Genomic DNA, 21,055 nt, shown 5'->3' with positions numbered 1-21,055 from the left:
AACCTCGGAGAGAATCAAAGGCATCCTGCCTACTATCACTGACCATAAATGCAAAGACAGATCTGTGCAGTGCAAAGTTTCTGCTTTCAATACCTACCACAATACCCGTTCGAGTTTTATTAATTATGACAAATTTCAAGATTTTATTTATTGATAATAGTTTTGTAGTAAGAGCTGGCCTAGAGAAAATAACAAAAGATTACGTCTCGCTTGCGACATCTTTTAAAAGCCTGTCATCAAAAACCTCAAATCTTTCCAAGATCAAATTCGACTCATTTGATCTTGTCATTATCGGCGCAGTCTCAACAGTGACAACTGATGTAATTGAATATGTCAAGCAACCAAGTAGCAAAACCCGAATCTTGATTTTTTCCCGGGATATGAAATATTCCGATGCCCTCGATTGCTTATTGGCCGGTGCCAACGGCTTTTTAACACAGAACGCCGGCTGCGAAGAAATTGCAGAATCCATCGTATCAGTTCTGGGCGGACATCAATATTTATGTCGCGCCTTAATGGAACAAATGGCGCAGGAAACTTTAACCGAAAATATCAGAAGAAGTAAAACCCTGACAGGTAATCCTAAAAAGTGGTCTGCCAGCCCGGTTTATACGCTAAGCAGACGTCAATTTCAAATTGCCCAGGGCATAATCCAGGGACAATCAACTTCTACGATTGCGTATTCCCTGGGAATTGCCAATTCAACTTTGGCGACACACAAGTCTATTTTATTTAAAAAACTGGGAGTCAATAATTTACCAGAGTTGGTTGATAAATATTATGATGAGTTAAATAGTACAATTACAAAATCTTAACAAATTCCTGCGCGATTGCTGATCAACGTTAAAAATTATGCTGTAAAAAAGTTATTTGATAATTATGAATCAGCACCAGATATTATGAAATTAGCGCCGTCATGAATTAAGGCAGGTCGCAGTCTGACACTTTTGAAATCATTCATTCAGGTGCAGACTTTTTGTCACAAATACTGAATAACTATTATGGACAAATACTGTTGGTTGACGTTAAGTAATGGTAATAATAACTCTTAACTAAAAAGTTACTAAAATGGATATTGCACAAATTTTTAAGAATAATCAGAACTGGGTTCAAACGAAGCTTAAAGTTGAACCAGACTATTTTACAGAACTTTCAAAAGGGCAAACGCCGGATATTCTCTACATCGGCTGTTCTGACAGCCGGGTTTCAGCCGAAGAGTTAATGGGAATCGCGCCTGGCGAAGCTTTCGTGTTAAGAAACATCGCCAATATGGTTCCAAACACAGATTTAAGTGTAATGTCTGTTATCAACTACGCAGTTGAACATCTTAAAGTAAACCATATCGTCGTATGCGGGCATTACTATTGCGGCGGTGTTCAGGCGGCCATGAAATCTGGAGACTTGGGAATATTAAACCCGTGGCTTAGAAATATCCGTGATGTTTATCGCACGCACCGGGATGAATTGAATAAGATTGAAGATGAGGAATCTCGCTACAAAAGACTGGTAGAATTGAATGTTCAGGAGCAGTGTATAAATGTAATTAAAACGGCCGAGGTGCAAAAAGCGCAGCGTGACCGTGATTTGACTGTTCATGGATGGGTTTTTGATGTGCATTCAGGAGGCTTGATCGACTTGAATATTGACTTCAAAAAACTTTTGCAAAACATCATGGAAATTTATCGCCTGGATCTGGCTGATCCGATAAAGCAGGAAAAGTAATAATTTCCGACTAGCTTATAAAGCTTGATTTATCAATATCGAAAATTCAGCAGAGTTAAATAGTCTGAGTTGTTGTCAGATAAATATTATACGAAGAAAGCACGGCCGAGGTCGTGCTTTTTTCGTTATGGTGACAATCAAATTATTATGGATGACCATTTCCACCAGCTGCACCGTAGATTTGCCCGGTGGCAAAACTTGCATCTTCGGCCGCGAGCTGAACAAATATAGAAGCTAATTCCGCCGGCTGACCAGGTCTGCCCAATGGTGTAACTTTACCAAATTCCACAATCGAATCTTGTGGCTGTCCTCCACTCACTTGCAACGGCGTCCAAACCGGTCCTGGCGCAACTCCGTTAACACGAATACCTTTTGGTCCTAATTGTTTGGCCAGCGATTTTACATAGGCAACATTAGCCGCTTTCGTCTGCGCGTAATCAAACAGATTGTTAGATGGGTCATATGCCTGAACTGATGACGTGGCAATAATTACGGAACCAGGAGCCAGATGCGGCAAAGCTGCCTTGGTAATCCAGAAAGGAGCATAAATATTAGTTTTTATTGTTTCGTCAAATCCCTCCGAAGTCAGGTCGAGCAAGGATTCTACCGCCTGTTGATGACCTGCATTATTTACCAATATATCCAGACCACCCAGTTTTCCGACAGCCTCTTCTACAAGTTTTTTACAAAAAGATTCCTCAGTGATATCCCCCGGGATCCCATACCCTTTACGTCCCTCAGCCTCGATCAGCTCAATTACCTCGTCTGCATCAGATTGTTCCGACGGCAAATAATTGATAACCACGTCGGCTCCTTCCCGTGCGTAAGCAATGGCCGCAGCACGACCAATTCCTGAATCTCCACCGGTGATCAAAGCCTTTCTACCTGCCAAACGTCCGGATCCTTTGTATGACGTTTCACCATGATCAGGTTGTGGATCCATCTTTGAAGCCAATCCTGGCACTTGTTGCGGCTGTTTATTAAATGGTGGTTGGGGATATTTATCAACCGGATTTTGAAGTGACAAATTTATTGATTCAGACATGTTAATGAAGTTTTGTTAATATAGTACATGAAATCACGACTGGATTTCAAAGCACCATACAATACCAAAACTTTGCCAATGATATATTTTGAAGCAGCCTAAGAAAAAATTTCAAGGATTTCAAGATATGATTCTGTTCAAATCTAATAATTCCGGAAAGAATGATTCTTACTGAAATTCACGAACTTAATTGGAATTGAATTAATAATTGCCGTCTCTGCAAATTTTCCCAGGATTAGTAAAGTTTTTGGCTCTCAGGAAAGGTTTTGAAGATATACTAAATTGTCCTGTTATTACTGCTGAAACATCTTCCAATTTTGAGGTACTTGTTGAACAATACAAGCCGCAACATTTGCAACAGAAAATAGATTTTGACTTTCCTTTGTAAGAACAAGATGATACTTCCAAGAAATCACTCGCCCGTCATATTGAAATCATTTACTAGAAAGAAGCATTGAATTTCTGCCACAAACGTCTATCTGGCAACTTGCTGATAGGCTCAAAAAAATGACTTTTGACGACTGACGTTATCGGGAGTTTTTATGACGCGAGAAGGAATTTGCTAGTATCCTACCCCAGTCCTTAATACTTTTCGGCTTCGAAACTTCCAAACCTATGCTTTCCATAGGATAATCAATCAAAACAAACCATGGTAATGAACAAAGGCAACATGGAAAAATTAGAGACTTTAACTTAGAATAGGTCTAGTTTAAAATAATTTTTCTACCGCCTATCCAGACAAATAATTTTACCCGACGCGTTAAAAGCACTCCTTATCAATACCTATGAAATATTTTTATCTGATCTTATTCCTCATCCTTCAATATTCAGTTTTTGCTCAAACCAAGCCTGTCCAAACGGCAACCGTTAAAGGAAAAGTTAAAGAGAACGGAGGCGATTTTGTTAGTCACGTGACGGTTAGATTGGCGGGTACAAGTCTCGTGACAATGTCCGATGTTCGCGGTGATTTTGAATTAAAAAATGTCCCTTATGGACACCAGGAGATTCTGACAACCTCAGTCGAGATTCAGTCAAAAAGTGTGAAGATCCATGTTAACAAATCACAGCACGATCTGGATATTATGGTCAAAAAAGCCGCATTTGATCTGAATGAGGTACAAATATTACAGAAAACGGAAAAGAAAGAGATCGAAACGCAGGGTTTCGCTGTCAACGTGATTGATACCAAAGAAGTAGCAACCCGAAATATTCAAACGAATGAACTTTTGGACCGATCGGCTGGTATCAGAGTTCGTCAAAACGGTGGTTTAGGATCTGCTGTGACCTATAATTTAAACGGGATGTCGGGCGGCTCCGTTCGCATTTTCATAGATGGCATTCCAATCTCCACTTATGGAGCCTCTTTCAGCTTGAATAGTATTCCACCTTCTAATATCGAACGAATCGAAGTTTATAAGGGCGTGATTCCCGCCCACCTTGCTGATGACGCACTTGGAGGCGCAATCAATGTAATCTTGAAAAAGGGGATGAATAATAACCTGACTGCTTCTGTTTCTTACGGTTCATTTAATACGCTTCAATCCAGCTTGACGGGTATGTATAGAAATAACAAAAACGGATTGACTGTAAAAGGATCAGGATTTTATAATTACTCAGACAATGACTACGAAGTTTGGGGGAAATTTGTAAGAAATATTTTACCTAACGGCAGATACGATTATGTCAGAGCAAAGCGCTTCAATGATGCCTATCGGTCCATTGGCGGTCAGTTTGAAATTGGGTTTACAGACGTAAAATGGGCAGACCAGTTCTTTCTAGGATATAACGGATCAAGTGATTTTAACGAAATACAGCATGGCACCTACATGTCGATACCCTACAAAGGAAGGTTTACGGAATCTCAGGCAAACGTTTTCAGTGTCAATTACCGCAAGAAAAATTTTCTGATCAAAGGGCTTGAAGCGACGTTGAGCGGAATGTCAAGCAGCAGAAAACAAGTTGTGATTGATACTGTCAGATGGAACTACAACTGGTTTGGCGAACTCAGTCTCGGACTTAATGGCGATCCTATATTACGGCCAGCCGGCGCACAGCAAGGTGCACCTACGATGAATCACATCAACCGTCGCGTGACGACTGCCCGTGGTGGACTCAATTACGATATCACAGAAAATCACAGACTGGTCCTCAACCATATTTTTTACACAATTGACAGAACTGAGCAGGACTTTGTGCGCTCTGAAAGAGAGAGAGAATTCATCGGCACGAGAGATCTGACAAAAAATATTACCTCAGTTGCCTATGAACTTAAAGCTTTTGATGCGAAGCTGAGAACCAGCCTGTTCGGGAAATACTACCAGCAGAAAATTGACCGGATGGATCCCGTGCTGGTTGTGGTTGGCGGAGAAAATACACGCCAGGAAGATAGAGTTACGAGCAATAAAACCACAACGGGATATGGAGCAGCAATTTCTTATGCAATCAAAACAAACTTATACCTGCTCACCTCCGCTGAAAAAGCAGTAAGGCTTCCGTCCGAGGAAGAAGTATTTGGAAGTCCTGGCGAGAACATTGTAGAGAATTTTGGGATACGCCCGGAAATTAGCAATAACTTAAATCTGGGGTTCAGAGCAGGTCCATATAGTCTGGAAAGACATAAATTTTCATTCGGATTATCTGGCTTTTTACGGGATACAAAAGACAAAATCGTTCGCCGCGTCAATCCAAGACTCAACGATGCCGTGCAGACTGACCCATTTGAAAACCTTGGCAAAACAAAAGCAATCGGTTTTGAGGCGGAAGCAAACTATACATTTAATAAAAATCTCAACGTGAGTTTTAATCTCTCAAAATTCAATTCTGTTTTCAATACGCAGTACGACGCAAACGGAAGAGAATACGATTATTATAACAAGCAATTGCCCAACGAGCCATTTTTTACTTCCAATGCTTCAATTCAATATGCAGTAAAAGACGTCTTGTCAAAAAGCTCGATTCTGAATATTTATTACGGATTCAGATTTGTTGAGCGGTTTTACACAACCTGGCTTGACATTGAGGATTTCAGAACTCCACGACAATATATTCAGGACATTGGAGTAAGCTACGTTTTCCCAAACAAAAAATTCATCGTCAGCGCCGACCTGAAAAATATTTTTGACCAACAGGCCTACGACAATTTTGCTGTCCAGAAACCCGGAAGAGCATTTTATCTCAAACTTAATTACGCTATAAATAATTTTTAATTAACGCTTATAAATAATGAAAAGACAATTTCTAAATGTTCTGTTTTTCGGCGGACTATTGATGGCTGCGACACTTTCGGGCTGTAACAACGATGATTCTGAGATAAATACCCCCGAACCTGAACCTACGGAAGATCGCTGGATCACGGTTGCCGGAGCATTGATGGGAACCACTCCCGGAGATGGAAACGGTGGCACAATGGTTTACTCTGTAAGCAAAGCCGATGCGAAAAATCCTGATATCTCAATTAGCGTATATGACAATGGATATGCCGTAAAATCAAACCGGACTGCTCGTTTACAATCATCGGAAGACGGAAACACACTTTTCAATATCGCCTACACGGGTGATAACGGCGGAGAATTTTCCAGATATAAAGTAGAAGGTGCTGGAAAATTTACACAGGAAGATGTGACGGTTAACATCTCACAATACGCAAGTACTTCTCCCCGCTGGGTTAAGTTGTTCGATGGCGACAAAACAGGTATTGCTGTGAACGTAGCAAATATCCAGGCTAATAATGCGACGACAGGCCCAACTCCGACAGCGCCTTTCCAATATTATCGTGGAACTGCAACGGTATTAGCATTGAACTTAAAGGAAGTATTAATTTCGGGTTTCAAACAATATCAAATTCCGTTAACGGCTGCGGAAGAACTTGCAGGACATAATATTTTCCGTCTTGATGCACCTGTTTTGAACAAAGCACAAAATAAATTGATCATCGGAACGTGGATGCAGAAAAGAAATCCGGCAACAGGTCTGACAGAAAGCACATTTGAAAGATTGGGCTCGAAAGCGGTAGTTGTTGATTATCCTTCTTTGGAAAATCCGAAAGTAATTACTTCAACCGTTGGATTTGGAGACAACAGCGGATACCGCAGCTTCAATTCGTTCTTGGGAACGGATGGAAACATTTATCAGGCTACGCAGAGAGATTCAAAGGGCTCACATATTTTGAAAATTAACCAAAACAATGAATACGACAATGCATACGTATTCAGCCTGGATGCGGCGCTTGGCGTAAAAGACGTTTATGTAGATTGCTGGAGATATGCCGGTGACGGTATCGCCTATGCACTTTATACGCATGATGGATCAAGCCAGGGATTCGTTGCCCGCCTGGATTTGAATGGTAAAACTGCTTCAAAAGTAGATCTTCCATACGATGCTGATCTGGATTTTGGTCAATATCAGGGTATTTTGGTTAGTGGAGAAGAAGTTTATGTTGCCGTAACCCCGGTAGGAAAAGACGGAAATATCTACGTGATTAATAGCAAAACCGGTGCCGTTACAAAAGGAGCAAAACTGGTTAACAAAGCTGGAAATCACTATATCGGAATTTTCTAAGAACGAATAAATCAAAAATGATTAAAGGTTAATTGCTTGTTTATTACACCGAGTCAGCCTTTACTAACATATTTTAATCCTTATTTATTTTTTCACGAGCTGCATGCCGCCTATGGTATGCAGCTCTTTTTCTTTCTAAACAATACCAAAAGCTGATAAATCTTTCAGAGGAGAATTAATGAAATAATATAAATAGTTTGGAGGAGTAGATAACGTACGATACATTTGCACACCCAAGTTAATTATTCTAATTCTAAATTACGTAAATGAAATATCTTCTACCTATCTCAATCTTCGTGCTTCTTTCAACTTTTTCCTTTGCTCAGACGGGCAGTCTGAGAGGAATTGTGATAGACAACTCGAAAAATACTATACCCGGCGTAACTATTCATATCAAGAATACCAGAAAAGGCACTCAGACCAATGAAGCTGGCGTCTTCGAAATATCCAATATCAATGATGGTAATTATGTTTTATCAATTTCTTCGTTAGGATTTAAAACCAAGGAACTGCCATTTACCATTTCGCAAAATGAAATTGACCTGAAAACAATAACACTGTATGAAGGCGATGAAATTCTACGTGAAGTAGTTGTTGAAGGAGAAAGAGATAATAAGTTTTCGCGCAGCAAAACGGCCTATGTTTCCAAATTGCCATTGAAGGATTTTGAAAATACACAGGTTTACAGTACCGTGACGGATTATCTGTTAAAAACCCAAATCGTTACAAACTTTGATGATGCATTAAAAAATGCAACGGGTGTAGAAAACCTATGGACATCGACGGGCCGTGGTGGTGACGGAGCCGGTTATTTCTCGCTTCGTGGATTTTCCGTCCAACCTAAACTTGTGAATGGTTTGCCTGGACTTACCAATGGAACAATCAATCCGGCAAATATTGAACGGATCGAGGTTTTGAAAGGACCGTCTGCAACATTATTTGGAAATGCAGTAAGTTCTTATGGCGGGCTTATCAATGTGGTTACAAAAAAACCATACGTTGGTACAGGAGGTGAACTTTCGTTTACAACAGGTTCGTTTGGGTTAAATCAGATCACCGGAGATTTTAATGCAGCTTTAAGCAAGGAGAAAAATATTTATTTCAGGCTGAATACTTCTTACGCCACAGAGCGGAGTTTCCAGGATGCAGGTTTCCGGAAATCATTTTTTGTAGCGCCTTCACTTTCTTACAAGGTGAATAATAAATTGTCGTTTTCTTTTTACGGGGAAATTACGCAGGCTGAACAAACAAATCCTATGTTTCTTTTCCTGAACCGAAGCGCTCCTCAACATTCTAAAAATATTGATGAGCTAGGATATAACTACAATCTGTCATTTACAAGCAACGACCTGACGTTACAAAACCCAACGCAGAATTACCGGGTCGAAATGGATTATAGCCTTTCAGACACCTGGCAGTCGCAGACGCTGGTTTCCAAAAGTTCGACTTCTACGAAAGGATATTACACTTATCTGTTCGATTTTGGAATTCTTGAAAATGACACATTTTCGCGGTTCCTGAACAAGCAGAATGAATATACCGGCACGTCGGATATTCAGCAAAACTTCATCGGGGATTTTAAAGTGGGTAAATTGAGAAACAGAGTTGTATTAGGCCTCGATTATTTTTCTGCCGTTTCAACAAGTAATGGAACAGGTTATGCTTTTTATGGAAACGTAACGCCGCAAGGCGGTGCGAATGGTGACGATCCGTTTACCGCGGATTCACTAGAAACGAGGACCTATCCACTTTCCACCGCAGCAGTTGACGCTGTTTTAGCTTCGCAACCCGTATCCAATTCGAAATCAAAATATAACATTTACAGCGCGTATGCCTCCGACGTTCTGAACATTACAAATAATTTATCAGTCATGGTTGGTCTTCGTCTTGACCATTTTGACAACCAGGGTAGTATCGCAACATCCGATGATGATTACAATCAGACGACATTGTCACCAAAATTTGGAATTATGTTCCAGCCGGTTGTCGATAAAATATCGGTTTTTGCAAACTACCAAAATGGATTTACCAACGTAGCTCCTTCGCTTGTGGGAAACCCGGCAGACGGCCCGCAGACCTTCAAATCATTCAGACCTGAGCAGGCAAATCAGATAGAATTTGGAATTAAAACCAACCTGATCAAGAATAAATTAAATGCAACAATAAGTTATTACGATATCAAGGTCACAGACCAGGTGATCACCGATCCGGCCTCGCCTTTCAACAAAATCCAGGGTGGCGAAGTATACAGCAAAGGCTTTGAAATTGAAGTAAATGCCAACCCTGTGAACTGCCTGAATATCAGAGCCGGATTTAGCAATAACGAAAGCAAGGTTACCAAATCCGACAATCTTGACATTCTGAACACAAGACCTCTTGAAGCCGGCTCGAAAACACTTTATAATGTTTGGGCAAACTATGAAGTACCTGCCGGAAATTTAAAAGGTTTTGGTATCGGAGCAGGTTGCAATGGAGCCAGTGAGCGTTTTGCAATAAACTACGCATCTACCGGAGAATTTATTCTGCCAGCCTATACCATCGCGAATGCTTCATTGTTTTATCAAGCAGATAATTATCGTATTGGTCTTAAACTGAACAATGCGTTTGATAAAGAATATTACAAAGGTTGGTCAACTATTGCTCCTCAGACACCACGGGCTTTGTTGGCTAACTTCACTTATACTTTCTAATATCCTTTTTCAGGTTAAAATAACTTAAATCAAAAAGTCGGGAGTTATCGCTTCCGACTTTTTGATTTTATGACCGGACAGGATTTTACTTTTCGGTAGCAATTTAAGTTTTAGGTTGTATTAATATTGAAACAGCTTGCTGGTACCTGAAATTAAACTCATCTGTGATATGTCCGCGATTAAATTAGTTTTTTGGCTATTCTGTTTCTGCTGTTTCTCAGCTCAGGCGCAGTCGGATTCGGTTTCCACGCCAGAACGAACTGTCTATACCATCGCAGAAGAACATCCCCGGTTCCGCGGTGAGGCAGGTGCCCTCCGGGAATATCTTCGCAAAAATTTACGGTATCCGAAAGAAGCTTTGAAGGAAGGAATTGAGCGACGCGTTTTTGTCACTTTTATTATAACTGAAAACGGCAAGATTGAAGATGTCCAGGTTTTAAAGCCGGAAGTTCCAGCGTTTGATACCGAAGCCGTCCGTCTGGTAAACAATATGCCGGGATGGATTCCGGGAAAAATAAAAGGGAAAGCTGTGGCCTGCCGATACAATCTTGTTGTCAATTTCAGTAGACATTAAAAAAACGCTCAGGTTAAATCCTGAATAATGGCCGAGCCGGCATCTTTTTTAATCAATTCAATAATTTGCTCGCGTGGCGGTTCTGAGGTATAGTTTTCACTTTTTGCCACCGTCTGCTGACTGTCATTCTCAATAGTAAAGGTGAAACTCAGATAACTGTCCTGACGCTTGAAACTTTCATCCTCTACCGCATTTTTCCTTACGTATTCAATCCCGTCCAGACACATTTGTTTTGAAGAAAAGCCATCACAAGAAAGTATAAGCTGTGAATTACCGGTAGCTTTTAATAGATAATAATATTGATTTTTAGTGGTGCTTTTGAATACCTGGAAAATTGCCATAATCGAAAATACGTGGGACAAATGGTCAATAACAAGATTATAAAGGTGGAATCAAAACATTTTGATACTACCTACGAATAATATCTCCCCACCTTGCTGACACAGAATTCTTTCCCGACAATATCTTTTACGAATTTCTGAGGTGTTGTTCCAAGGTAATGATGAAAATCCTTGATCAAATGGCTTTGATCGTGGTAACCAAATTCTTCGATAAGGCCATACCAATCTACCTGTCTATTTTCATTTTGCAGGATTTGATTGATGACCTTTTTAAAACGGATAAAACGTAAAAGTTCTTTCGGCGAATAGCCGAGATATTTTTTGAACCTTAATTGAATGGTGCGCTCCGACAAATCAGAATCCATGGCGATCGCGCGTACGGGTTGCACAGATTCCTGCTGAAAATATCCAATTCCATTTAATAACGGAACACTTGCGTCATCCGTGTTTTGAATAAAGGATAGCCCGTATTCCTTTAATAAGTCAACTTTTTGTTCCAGTTCCTTTAATTTATCAAGCTCTTCCCATAATAGTTCAAACCCCGAAATGCCCAAAAGCAGATCCGGATCCATAATGGTTTCCCCATCAAGACTATCGACCGGCAATTGAAACAAACGATAAAACCCGTCGCCATTAAATACCACAGCAATCAGGCTGGTGCCAGGAAGAACTTCATAATTAAACATTTTACGGAGCGGCCCGATCACAGCCATTTTTTCCATAAGCTGTTCCTGAAAAATCCCATCACCGAATGAGACACGAACAGGTTTTCCAAAATTAAAAATCAACATCATTTGCAGATTCGGAGACAGATGCTGTACGAACGTATCAAAATTTTCAGGCGTCCGGATGCAATACAAATGAGATACCACGTCATTAAGCGGTGCGCCAACATCGATATGTGTACCGATAGAATCCATTTATCCGATATTATTTTCTACAACAAAACTACGAAGAAAGTAAGGTCAAAGCATCCGGCGATCAGGTTTTGGATGTTGTTTCGTTTTCTTACAATTTTTAAAAATAAGTCGCGGGTACATTTGTAACAGAAATAAATTATTCAGAAAAAACTTTTATCTCATGTCAGCTAAACCATCCCCTAAAATCCTGATCACCGGAGCAACAGGAAATATCGGAAAAGAACTTACCAAACTTTTGTCAGAAAACGGAATTAAACTCCGTGCGTTAGTACGATCCGTTGACCAAGCAAAAGAATTGGCCCGCCTGCCCGGCGCAGAACTTGTCGAGGGAGATTTTAATGACCCGATTTCATTGGGAAATGCGCTACTTGGAATTGAGAAGGCTTTTTTACTTACCAACTCCTCTGAGCTTGCTGAAAAACAGCAAAGTTCTTTCGTGGAAGTCGCGAAATCGACAGGGCTGAAACACATTGTTAAGCTATCACAATGGGCCGCAGATCTGGAATCCCCTGTTCGTTTTCTTCGCTATCACGCAGTGGTTGAAAAGCTGATCAAAGAATCGGGTATTGCTTACACTTTTTTAAGACCGAACTTATTCATGCAAGGATTGCTTGGATTTCAGGATACGATTATTAACAAAGGTGAATTTTATGGAGCTATTGGTGATTCGCGAATAAGTCTGATAGATATCCGGGACATTGCGGCCGTCGCAATGGAAACGCTGACGATATCCGGACACGAGGAAAAAATATACAATCTTACCGGTCCGGAGTCGCTTACGCATACGGAACTTGCTGAAAAACTTTCAAACAAAACAGGCCGGACAGTTAAATTTATTGATATCACGCCCGAGATGTTAATCGATACATTGTTACAGGTCGGCTTTCCAAAATGGCAGGCGGAAGGTTTGGTGGAAGATTATGCGCACTACAAAGCCGGAGAGGCCTCACAAATTAGATCCGGAGTTATGGAAGCAATAGGAAAAGAACCGAGAAATTTCGATCAATTCGCAGAGGATTATGCAAGGTATTTCGTGCCTGACGTAAGGAAAACAACTCCTATTTTCTGAGTTTGATGACAGCAGAATTTATAATCTCTTTAAATTTTCTTGTCCGAAAACGATAAAAAAAAGAAGACCTGCTGTGAATCATAGCAGGTCTTATGCATTACACTCAACGTTTTTATATTACCAACCCGAAGCCGGGAACGGAAATTGTGTACATTAATACATAATTGTATATAAGAACACGACAAAGCTACAAAGGTTACTTTTCAAATCATATAGAATGTTTTTGATATTCTTGTAGAATGTTTTCTATTTTTCACCAGAAGTACTACAAAAACTCTTGTTTTAGTTCAAATTTAGACGTTTTTGTCAACCTACCGTATTTCAAAGTTATTCCTTCAACAGTAAACGGCAGTAAAGTTTTCGCCTGAGTTAACACCAGATATAGGTTTGAGAAAACGAGAAATTGTACATCATTAGCCATCTTATAGCCATTTCATGCCGGTTTGCAAATTGGGATATTTGTCATAGTAAAAAACTTTGGCACACCCCTAACACTATTTACCCGATGGCAAGAACAAAATGGATTGCGGACGCTGAAAGCAGTGAGGTGCTATTCAATACGACACATCTGTTGCTTCAAAACATCACCGGCTATTTTAAAAAAATCAAGCTGGAAATTGCCACAGAAGACGATGATTTTACAAAATTTCACAACATTGTTTTTATAGCACAAACGGACTCGGTGGATACCTGTGACAACCAACGCGACAATTATCTAAAATCAGCAGGTTTCTTTGATTCATCCAGATATCCGCTATTAAAATTTGTAGGTAAGAAATATCTTGATGCTGTTGAAGATGACATTCTTCTCGGAACTCTTACGATCAAAGATATTACAAAGCCCATTGAACTTACAATCGAGTTTGGAGGAAAGACCATTGAACCAGACGGATTGACAAGAGTAGCATTCTCTGCTCAGGGAAAAATCAACCGAAAGCATTTTGATTTAAATGCAACCACGATGGCAAATCTGGGAAGTTTGTTGATTGGTGAAGAAGTCAGGTTCCATGCCGAAATCCAATTGGTAAAATTGGTTGAAGAGGCGGTGTTAAAAAGCTAATGAATTGTATAACAAGTTCTCCGGTATATCAACTGTCAAATTTTCAATGTTAAGGTACTTTTGTTTTTTCAGTGAGATAATTGCCTGATAAATAATTTTTTATCAATTATTTGATTCTGTTTCAATCAAAATTCAGGTTGCTGATCATCCCATTAAAGAATAAGTAAACCTCCTCTAAACAAGAAAACAGATTGCTCCTAGCTGGTGGGAGCTTAACTGGATGACGTAGCGGCTGGTGCAGATATGTACGAAATCTAATGCATGATTGTTCATAATATGTTCAAGGCAATAGATCCTATCGTATCAGCCGCTTGCATTGCAGCAATATAGGAATCGTTATAGATCGGCAGTCAACAACGCCTTTTAAACTACAACCAATGCAGACAACTTACAAATTTCCGAAAACGCTTTTGGGGATATTCTTGATGCAGGTAAATCTGTTAATCGCGCAAATTTCTTCCCTTTGAGGCTAAGATTTGAGTTTATCGATTAACCCGTTTATCTAAGTTTTTATATACAAACGAAATGAAAAAACACTTCATCTTCATGCTATTTTTACTGGCGAGCTCAGAAGTTATAAGCGCCATTGAGCCAACGATTTCTTCGCAAGACACGCTGCCAGTACCTAATATTCCAAATCTGCTTTTTTACATTCAGCGGGATCCCAATTCCAATACGATTTGTTATCAACTTAATCTGGACAAAGATGGCAAGCTTGATAACAGCAATCCTGTACGTGCTTTCTGGATAAGATTTCATGAAGGCGGAACGGTAAAGGAACTAAGTTACATCCAGAATAAGTTTGCCTATGGCTTAAAAGTAACGCCTATTGGAGAAGGTGAATTTGAATTGAAATCAGTCGCTTTCACTGGCTCAACGATGTATTTACGTCGGGATATTCGGAATCGTTACCGTGTTTTCATTCACGTAAACCAGAAAGAATATGTATTGAAAAGAATTTTTGTCCATATCAATGGAGGTTCCAAACTGGCGCCAAATGTGGTCTATATCGAACTTAAAGTTATGGATCCGGATACGGGAAAGGTTCTGACGGAACGTATAAACAAGCCATCGCCGACAGGATAATTGTTCATTCAAAACATGCAATCATTTATACAATACAAACCTTTATCAATCCATTTTTTCGGGATAGCATAATAGGCAAATTTGTACTTTCTGATAATGGCAATCAACATCCAGCATAACTCAGCAAACGTTATAAAAATCGAATATATGACCATTGGAATTATCGGAGCCGGGAAGATGGCAAGAGCTTTCGCCCGGCAGCTTGTTAGTACTGGTTACAAAGTAATGATGTGTAACAGCAGAGGCCCCCATTCCCTGAATTCCATCGTGACTGCCCTGGGTGCTAATGTGCAGGCGGCGACGACTGAGGAAGTTGCAAGGGCTAAAATTGTAATACTGGCCGTTCACTGGAATCAGCTTCCGCAGGCACTTTCCAATCTTCCGCCCTGGGAGGGCCGGATCGTTGTGGATGCCACAAATCCAAATTTCAGCCTCGAAGACGTTAATAATTTTGTTTATACCGGCGAAAAAACTTCCAGCGAATTGGTTGCTGAACTTGTCCCAGGAGCCAGGCTGGTTAAGGCATTTAACACATTATGCTATAAAGTGCTGGAAAAATATCCCGAACATGAACACGGAAAACGAGTGGTATTTATTTCTGGTAATGACCGGTATGCTAAAAGGGAATTTTCGGAAGTTGTCAAGAGAATAGGTTTCGCACCTGTTGATCTCGGAAATCTTGCAAATGGAGGCAGAATGCAGCAATTCGGCGGTCCGTTGGGAAGCCTGAATTTATTACATCTATAATAATCGACTTTATTACAATTCGTGATATTACTATCGGAAGGAGGCGCAACTGCCTGAGCTTACGCTTATATGATCGTGCCTACAAACCGGCTCAAAATTTCCTCAAAATTATCGATCGTCTTTACCGACACAGGTCAATCCTTCCCGCCAAAGCAAAAACGCAAATACATTTCCCCCTCTTGCAATGAAAAAAAAACTACTTTTCACAATTTTCACATTACTGCCAGGCGTCATAAATTCAACTTTGACTTACGCACAATCTTCGGAAGCAAATCACCTTTTCCGGTTTTATGAGGACAACGATTTCTTGAATATTCGTGGAGCCGGAACAGACAGAGCTTATACAAATGGCGTCCGTTTGGATTTGTTTTATATTCAAAAAAAACCTTCGCCTCTGATTGACCAACTCATGCCCAAAGCCGGAAAAAACAGCCGCGATATCTATGGCTGGTCCGTCATGCAAATGATGGTTACGCCGAGCAACCTGACCATTCCTGACTTTCAGGCAAACGACTATCCTTACTCAGGTGCACTTTTCGTAACGCATTCACTGGCATCCTATAACAGCGAAAAAAAGTTTGATTTGCAGACTGAAATTCTGTTCGGTGTGCGTGGGCCGGCTTCTTTTGCGAGACAAACGCAGGTTTGGATCCATCAGGTTATCAACGATGAAACGCCAATGGGCTGGAAAAATCAGATTAATACAAAAGCACTATTTAATGTCAATTTCACGGCTGAAAAGCAACTAGCATCCAGTGGAAAAGTGATAGAAATTATTGGCGGTACGCAAATTTCTGCTGGTACGCTGACGAATTCAGTCGCAATATATCCTTTAATCCGCATCGGAAAATTCTCTTCCTATTTCAATGGATTCATCAGCCAATACAGTAACCTGGCAAATCCAGGAAAGATGCATGTTTATTTTTTCATGAAACCAAAAATCACCTTCGTAGCCTCTAATGCGCTGATACATGGAGAATTGGATAAAAATGCACAGATATCACGCGAAACAAAATCACCTTACAGTGCAGAAAATAATCAGTTTGTCGGCAGCATCGATTATGGATTTTCATTATCGTCCGGCGCTTTTGGAATCTCGTACACGCAGAAACCAACTATGGCTTATGCAAAAGGATTGTATGGTCACAATGTTGGAAATATATCTATTTATTTCAGCTGGTGAGTGCGCCTGAAAATATTCTGTTTACGGAATGAAACCATCGGTGCTGATCTTTTATGGTAGTATTCTAATTATAACCATAGGTTACAAAAATCACTTATTTTTACGCATGTAGCGCAATTTTTGAGCGTTAATTTATTTTAAATAGAACAAAACAAAGAAAAATAATCTTTTTTCAATATTAAGGTACACATCTGGAACGATCATTCAATAATATCGATTATCTAGTAAATCCGGCAAAAAATGCTTTTCTGAACATGTCGTTATAGGGCAAATATCGGTGGCAACAAGATTAGTTTAATAAGTAATTATTTAGTGTAACAGTACCATTTGAGAGGACATGTACCTGGCAAAATCAAATATCGACTCAAATTCTCTAAAAGGAATGCTCGAAATCAAAAACAATGATTTCCGGCCTGCTCTAACGGAATCTGTTTTGTCGTTCAAGCCATTTGTTGCACACTTGAAAAACATGCTAAAAGACGAACCATCGGTCAAATCTGAATTTTACAGGTTCGTAATTGATAAGTTTGAAAACGAAATAAAAGGTAATCGGACAAACGTTTTAACCGGGGATTCTGCGCGGTACAAAGAGCTGATGGAACTCGTTTATATGATCCTGACACCGTTAGCAACGAATGAAAAAGAGCATTTCTGGGCGTTGAGCACTCCCGTCCCTGATAAGATATTTTTTAGTACCGATGGATTTTATAAGTTTTTGGCTAATAAAACGGCTGCCGGTCAGGCTATAAACCTTAGTCCGGTACAACATTATAAAACGCAGCAAATCCAGTTTATGTACCGGCTGATTTTGGAAAGGCTCTACAATATTCCTTCGCTCATCAAGAACGAAATTTTGTTTGAGTATACCGACGTAGTCACAAATCTGCCAAAGTTTTATAACATCAATACGGATACGCGGTTTATTGATATTCAGCTGAACGGGAAGTTGCCGGCATTGGATTACAAAACGATTGAGCCTTATCTTCAGAAGGGTGCTGATACCACAATTCTTGAAAATATTCTCCCGCTAAACCGTTTTCGCTTTGAAGGTTTTTCAGTGATAACATTGCTGGATGTCACGATTCAACGAGCGACCGAGATTATTAAAGAAGCTCTGGTTAACCATAATTACGAAACGGAGTCGAACGATTCAATCATTCAGGCATTGAAAACACTGGCCGGAGACGATCGTATTGATTTTGGCTTGATTCCCTCCTATCAGATCAATGGCAAATACGTGTTTGCAAATGCGGAATGTTCGCAAAGTATGATTGTGGATGCGGCGAAAAAATTTGGCGTAACCGAGGAAGGATTTAATCAACTGATTAATAAATATTATACGAATCCGCAGACAGCTGTTTTCAACCATATCAATGATCAGCAGGTATTGGAGGAGCCTTTACTTAATATTTTGAAATCGGCAGAGATAACTTCATTCGCGTTTGTTCCCGTTTTTCACAATAGCAAAGTGGCGGGAATTCTGGAGGTTTTTTCAAAACATGAGATCACGCTTGACGATGCATTATTTTCCAGAATCCAAACGGCATTGCCGCTGATTGCACAGTTGCTAAAATATAGCACGGATGAATTCAATGCAAAAATCGAGAATATTATTCGAGAAAAATTTACGCCTTTGCAGCCTTCTGTTCAATGGAAATTCAATGAGGCTGCATGGAATTTTCTTGAAACCAGTATGAGCTCACCCAATGCTGAAATCGAGACCGTTACGTTTGAAAAAGTGTATCCTTTGTATGGAGCAATCGATATCAGAAATTCGACTTTTGAAAGAAATCGTGCCGTTCGTGAAGATATTAAAAATCAGCTGTCACTCCTTGGAAACACTTTTCATTCGGTCAAAAAAATGATTGAATTGGAGACAACCGAGACATTTGTTTGTGCATGTGATCGATGGGCGAGTGAAATAAACGGGTATCTTTCCTCAGAAGATGAGCTTGCACTTAACCGGTTTTTGGCTGCCGAGGTTAATCCTTATCTTTTAAAAATCCGGGAAGAATATCCAGTGACAAAAGATATTGTGGATTTCTATTTTCAAGCACTTTCAGAAACCGAAGGTCTGGTTTTTGAAAACAGACGAAAGCTGGAATCGTCCCTGCAACAGATAAACACGTCAATTTCAAATTATATTGACAACGCTCAGAAAGCGCTGAAATCCGCTTATCCGTTTTACTTTGAAAAATTCAGAACGGATGGCATTGAGTATGACATGTACATCGGGCAGTCGATGGCGCCTGAAAAACCATTTGATACCGTATATCTAAAAAATCTGCGCTTGTGGCAGCTAACGTCAATGGCCGAAATTACCAGGCTTACTGAAAAGCTCCTGCCCCACTTGCCTCGTCCGCTGAAAACCACGCAACTGATATTTATTCATTCAAACCCGATCAACATCAATTTCAGAAATGATGAAAGAAGATTCGATGTAGAAGGTGCTTACAATATCCGGTATGAAATTATCAAAAAACGGATCGACAAAGCGCTTGTGCGAGAGACCGGCGAGCGCCTGACCCAACCAGGAAAAATCGCATTGGTATATTTTAGCGACAGCGAGGCTGAAGAATATCTAGACTATATCAATGATCTTCAGCAAATGGGCTTACTGAATGACGACCTCGAATATCTGGAACTGGAAGACTTGCAAGGCGTAAAAGGCCTGAAGGCGATCAGAATTGGTGTGAAACATCTTTGAAATCCGAATTTCAAATCACCAATTTTTAAGTAAATAAATTTCATTTTTTTAACTTAAAAACGCTTAAATAAGCAAAGGGAGGCAACTTTTAAACATTTTATAAGAAAATCATATAATTTTTGAACGATCGTTCCAAAATAAGCATTATAGGTTCACCACCGCAAATGTTAAGAAAACAGAATCTGAAGTTTTCATCTCTTAATTACAATTAATAACACTTTCATGAAAAATCTAATTTTAGGCGTTGCTGTCCTGTTATACGGATGCGCGCAAAAACAGGAGGCACCAACAACTCCGCCACCACCAACTCTACCGGTTGTGGAAATCACATCGGGACAGGCAACAACCTACCAGGAATATCCAGCTTCTATTGAAGGAAAAGTAAATGTTGAAATTCGCCCGCAAGTGGATGGATACCTTGACAAGGTTTTTGTAGACGAAGGTGCGTATGTTAAAGCTGGTCAGCCTTTGTTCAAGATCAACGACAATCCATACCGCGAACAATTGAACAACGCGAAAGCAAATTTGAGTGCCGCACAGGCTTCAATCATTAATTCACAGCTTGAAATTGACAAATTAACACCGCTGGTTGAAAACAAAGTGATCTCCGATTTTCAACTAAAAGCAGCCAAAGCGGCCAATGCAGTGGCAATTGCAAATGCAGAACAAGCAAAAGCTGTTGTTGGATCTGCGCAGATTAATGTTGGGTATACCACGATTAAAGCGCCTGTGAGTGGTTTTATTGGACGATTGCCTAAGAAAAACGGAAGCCTGGTTTCGCGCGCGGACGTTGAACCATTGACGCAGCTTTCAGATGTACAGGAAGTGCACGTTTATTTTTCACTTGGAGAAGCTGATTTTATTAAGTTCAAAGCACAATATGATGGCGCAACGCTGAATGACAAATTGAAAAAGCTTGAACCCATATCATTGCTGCTTGCTGACCAGACGGTCTATCCAAAACAAGGAAAAGTCGACATGATCGACGGACAGTTTGACAAGAACACCGGGGCGATCACTTTACGCGCAACTTTTGCCAACGCTCAGGGACTTCTCCGTTCAGGAAATACAGGAAAAGTAAGACTTAGCCTTCAGCATGAATCCGCTGTGCTTGTACCTCAATCTGCTACGCTGGAACTGCAAGATAAAGTCTTCGTATATGCAGTAGGGGAAGGTAATAAAGTGAAAAAATTACCGATCACGATCATTGGCAAAAGTGGTAACAATTACCTGATCAAAGATGGCGTCAAAGCTGGTGACCGAATCGTATCGGCAGGACTTGACATCCTGCAAGAAGGCACTGTAATCACACCGGAAAAACCTAAACCGGTGATTGCTCAGAATTAATAAAAAC

At 40.2% G+C, this 21,055-nt stretch carries 16 protein-coding genes; 13 read left to right on the top strand and 3 right to left on the bottom strand.

The window, feature by feature from the left end; all coding sequences use genetic code 11:
- Window positions 1–125: 125 nt before the first annotated feature.
- The gene (locus L0657_RS06510) at window positions 126–815 is read left to right on the top strand and encodes a LuxR C-terminal-related transcriptional regulator (RefSeq protein ID WP_235149610.1); all 690 of its coding nucleotides are present in this window, start codon (window positions 126–128) and stop codon (window positions 813–815) included.
- Between the two features lie 253 nt (window positions 816–1,068).
- Window positions 1,069–1,722 carry a carbonic anhydrase gene (locus tag L0657_RS06505; protein ID WP_235149609.1) on the top strand — a complete coding sequence of 218 codons (654 nt, stop codon included), beginning with the start codon at window positions 1,069–1,071 and terminating at the stop codon, window positions 1,720–1,722.
- 145 nt (window positions 1,723–1,867) lie between these two features.
- On the opposite strand, the gene L0657_RS06500 is transcribed toward L0657_RS06505, so the two are convergent.
- Window positions 1,868–2,767: an SDR family oxidoreductase gene (locus L0657_RS06500; protein ID WP_235149608.1), complete on the bottom strand. Its 900-nt coding sequence runs from the start codon at window positions 2,765–2,767 to the stop codon at window positions 1,868–1,870.
- Between the two features lie 785 nt (window positions 2,768–3,552).
- On the opposite strand from L0657_RS06500, the gene L0657_RS06495 reads away from it, so the two are divergent.
- The 4 genes from L0657_RS06495 (at window position 3,553) to L0657_RS06480 (ending at window position 10,588) form a co-directional block, all read left to right on the top strand.
- Window positions 3,553–5,973, top strand: coding sequence for a TonB-dependent receptor plug domain-containing protein (locus L0657_RS06495; RefSeq protein WP_235149607.1), 2,421 nt, complete (start codon window positions 3,553–3,555; stop codon window positions 5,971–5,973).
- Between the two features lie 16 nt (window positions 5,974–5,989).
- The gene (locus L0657_RS06490; RefSeq protein WP_235149606.1) at window positions 5,990–7,324 is read left to right on the top strand and encodes a hypothetical protein; all 1,335 of its coding nucleotides are present in this window, start codon (window positions 5,990–5,992) and stop codon (window positions 7,322–7,324) included.
- 266 nt (window positions 7,325–7,590) lie between these two features.
- Window positions 7,591–10,014 (top strand): TonB-dependent receptor, encoded by a 2,424-nt coding sequence (locus L0657_RS06485; RefSeq protein WP_235149605.1) that lies wholly within the window; start codon window positions 7,591–7,593, stop codon window positions 10,012–10,014.
- A 169-nt stretch (window positions 10,015–10,183) separates the two neighbouring features.
- Window positions 10,184–10,588, top strand: a complete 405-nt coding sequence (locus tag L0657_RS06480; RefSeq protein ID WP_235149604.1) for an energy transducer TonB — start codon at window positions 10,184–10,186, stop codon at window positions 10,586–10,588.
- An 8-nt stretch (window positions 10,589–10,596) separates the two neighbouring features.
- Here L0657_RS06480 and L0657_RS06475 read toward each other — a convergent pair whose 3' ends face one another.
- Complete coding sequence (locus L0657_RS06475) at window positions 10,597–10,929, bottom strand: YegP family protein (protein WP_235149603.1); 333 nt, start codon at window positions 10,927–10,929, stop codon at window positions 10,597–10,599.
- A gap of 71 nt (window positions 10,930–11,000) precedes the next feature.
- Window positions 11,001–11,849: a helix-turn-helix domain-containing protein gene (locus tag L0657_RS06470; RefSeq protein WP_235149602.1), complete on the bottom strand. Its 849-nt coding sequence runs from the start codon at window positions 11,847–11,849 to the stop codon at window positions 11,001–11,003.
- 160 nt (window positions 11,850–12,009) lie between these two features.
- Between L0657_RS06470 and L0657_RS06465 the strand changes: the two genes are divergently transcribed.
- From L0657_RS06465 to L0657_RS06435, 7 genes are all read left to right on the top strand, one after another.
- Window positions 12,010–12,918 (top strand): SDR family oxidoreductase, encoded by a 909-nt coding sequence (locus tag L0657_RS06465; protein ID WP_235149601.1) that lies wholly within the window; start codon window positions 12,010–12,012, stop codon window positions 12,916–12,918.
- A 505-nt stretch (window positions 12,919–13,423) separates the two neighbouring features.
- Window positions 13,424–13,978 (top strand): YceI family protein, encoded by a 555-nt coding sequence (locus tag L0657_RS06460; RefSeq protein WP_235149600.1) that lies wholly within the window; start codon window positions 13,424–13,426, stop codon window positions 13,976–13,978.
- A gap of 525 nt (window positions 13,979–14,503) precedes the next feature.
- Window positions 14,504–15,064, top strand: coding sequence for a DUF4833 domain-containing protein (locus L0657_RS06455; protein WP_235149599.1), 561 nt, complete (start codon window positions 14,504–14,506; stop codon window positions 15,062–15,064).
- Window positions 15,065–15,160: 96 nt separating this feature from the next.
- A complete protein-coding gene (locus tag L0657_RS06450; RefSeq protein WP_235149598.1) occupies window positions 15,161–15,811 on the top strand; it encodes an NADPH-dependent F420 reductase in 651 nt (216 codons plus the stop codon).
- Between the two features lie 184 nt (window positions 15,812–15,995).
- Entirely contained in the window at window positions 15,996–16,994 is a 999-nt protein-coding gene (locus L0657_RS06445; RefSeq protein WP_235149597.1) for a lipid A deacylase LpxR family protein, read from the top strand.
- A gap of 382 nt (window positions 16,995–17,376) precedes the next feature.
- Entirely contained in the window at window positions 17,377–19,701 is a 2,325-nt protein-coding gene (locus L0657_RS06440) for a GAF domain-containing protein (RefSeq protein ID WP_235149596.1), read from the top strand.
- A 222-nt stretch (window positions 19,702–19,923) separates the two neighbouring features.
- Window positions 19,924–21,048 (top strand): efflux RND transporter periplasmic adaptor subunit, encoded by a 1,125-nt coding sequence (locus L0657_RS06435; protein ID WP_235149595.1) that lies wholly within the window; start codon window positions 19,924–19,926, stop codon window positions 21,046–21,048.
- The last annotated feature ends 7 nt before the right edge of the window (window positions 21,049–21,055 follow it).

The organism is Dyadobacter sp. CY345 (genome assembly GCF_021502725.1).
Taxonomy (GTDB): Bacteria; Bacteroidota; Bacteroidia; order Cytophagales; family Spirosomataceae; genus Dyadobacter.
This window is presented reverse-complemented; position numbering and strand designations above follow the sequence as displayed.

Excerpts from the sequence above, each read along its gene's own strand:
- L0657_RS06505 (WP_235149609.1), top strand. The coding sequence starts at position 1,069 with ATGGATATTGCACAAATTTTTAAGAATAATCAGAACTGGGTTCAAACG.
- L0657_RS06475 (WP_235149603.1), bottom strand. The coding sequence starts at position 10,929 with ATGGCAATTTTCCAGGTATTCAAAAGCACCACTAAAAATCAATATTAT.
- L0657_RS06440 (WP_235149596.1), top strand. The coding sequence starts at position 17,377 with ATGCTCGAAATCAAAAACAATGATTTCCGGCCTGCTCTAACGGAATCT.
- L0657_RS06470 (WP_235149602.1), bottom strand. The coding sequence starts at position 11,849 with ATGGATTCTATCGGTACACATATCGATGTTGGCGCACCGCTTAATGAC.
- L0657_RS06485 (WP_235149605.1), top strand. The coding sequence starts at position 7,591 with ATGAAATATCTTCTACCTATCTCAATCTTCGTGCTTCTTTCAACTTTT.
- L0657_RS06500 (WP_235149608.1), bottom strand. The coding sequence starts at position 2,767 with ATGTCTGAATCAATAAATTTGTCACTTCAAAATCCGGTTGATAAATAT.
- L0657_RS06460 (WP_235149600.1), top strand. The coding sequence starts at position 13,424 with ATGGCAAGAACAAAATGGATTGCGGACGCTGAAAGCAGTGAGGTGCTA.
- L0657_RS06435 (WP_235149595.1), top strand. The coding sequence starts at position 19,924 with ATGAAAAATCTAATTTTAGGCGTTGCTGTCCTGTTATACGGATGCGCG.
- L0657_RS06445 (WP_235149597.1), top strand. The coding sequence starts at position 15,996 with ATGAAAAAAAAACTACTTTTCACAATTTTCACATTACTGCCAGGCGTC.
- L0657_RS06480 (WP_235149604.1), top strand. The coding sequence starts at position 10,184 with ATGTCCGCGATTAAATTAGTTTTTTGGCTATTCTGTTTCTGCTGTTTC.
- L0657_RS06510 (WP_235149610.1), top strand. The coding sequence starts at position 126 with ATGACAAATTTCAAGATTTTATTTATTGATAATAGTTTTGTAGTAAGA.
- L0657_RS06465 (WP_235149601.1), top strand. The coding sequence starts at position 12,010 with ATGTCAGCTAAACCATCCCCTAAAATCCTGATCACCGGAGCAACAGGA.
- L0657_RS06490 (WP_235149606.1), top strand. The coding sequence starts at position 5,990 with ATGAAAAGACAATTTCTAAATGTTCTGTTTTTCGGCGGACTATTGATG.
- L0657_RS06450 (WP_235149598.1), top strand. The coding sequence starts at position 15,161 with ATGGCAATCAACATCCAGCATAACTCAGCAAACGTTATAAAAATCGAA.
- L0657_RS06455 (WP_235149599.1), top strand. The coding sequence starts at position 14,504 with ATGAAAAAACACTTCATCTTCATGCTATTTTTACTGGCGAGCTCAGAA.
- L0657_RS06495 (WP_235149607.1), top strand. The coding sequence starts at position 3,553 with ATGAAATATTTTTATCTGATCTTATTCCTCATCCTTCAATATTCAGTT.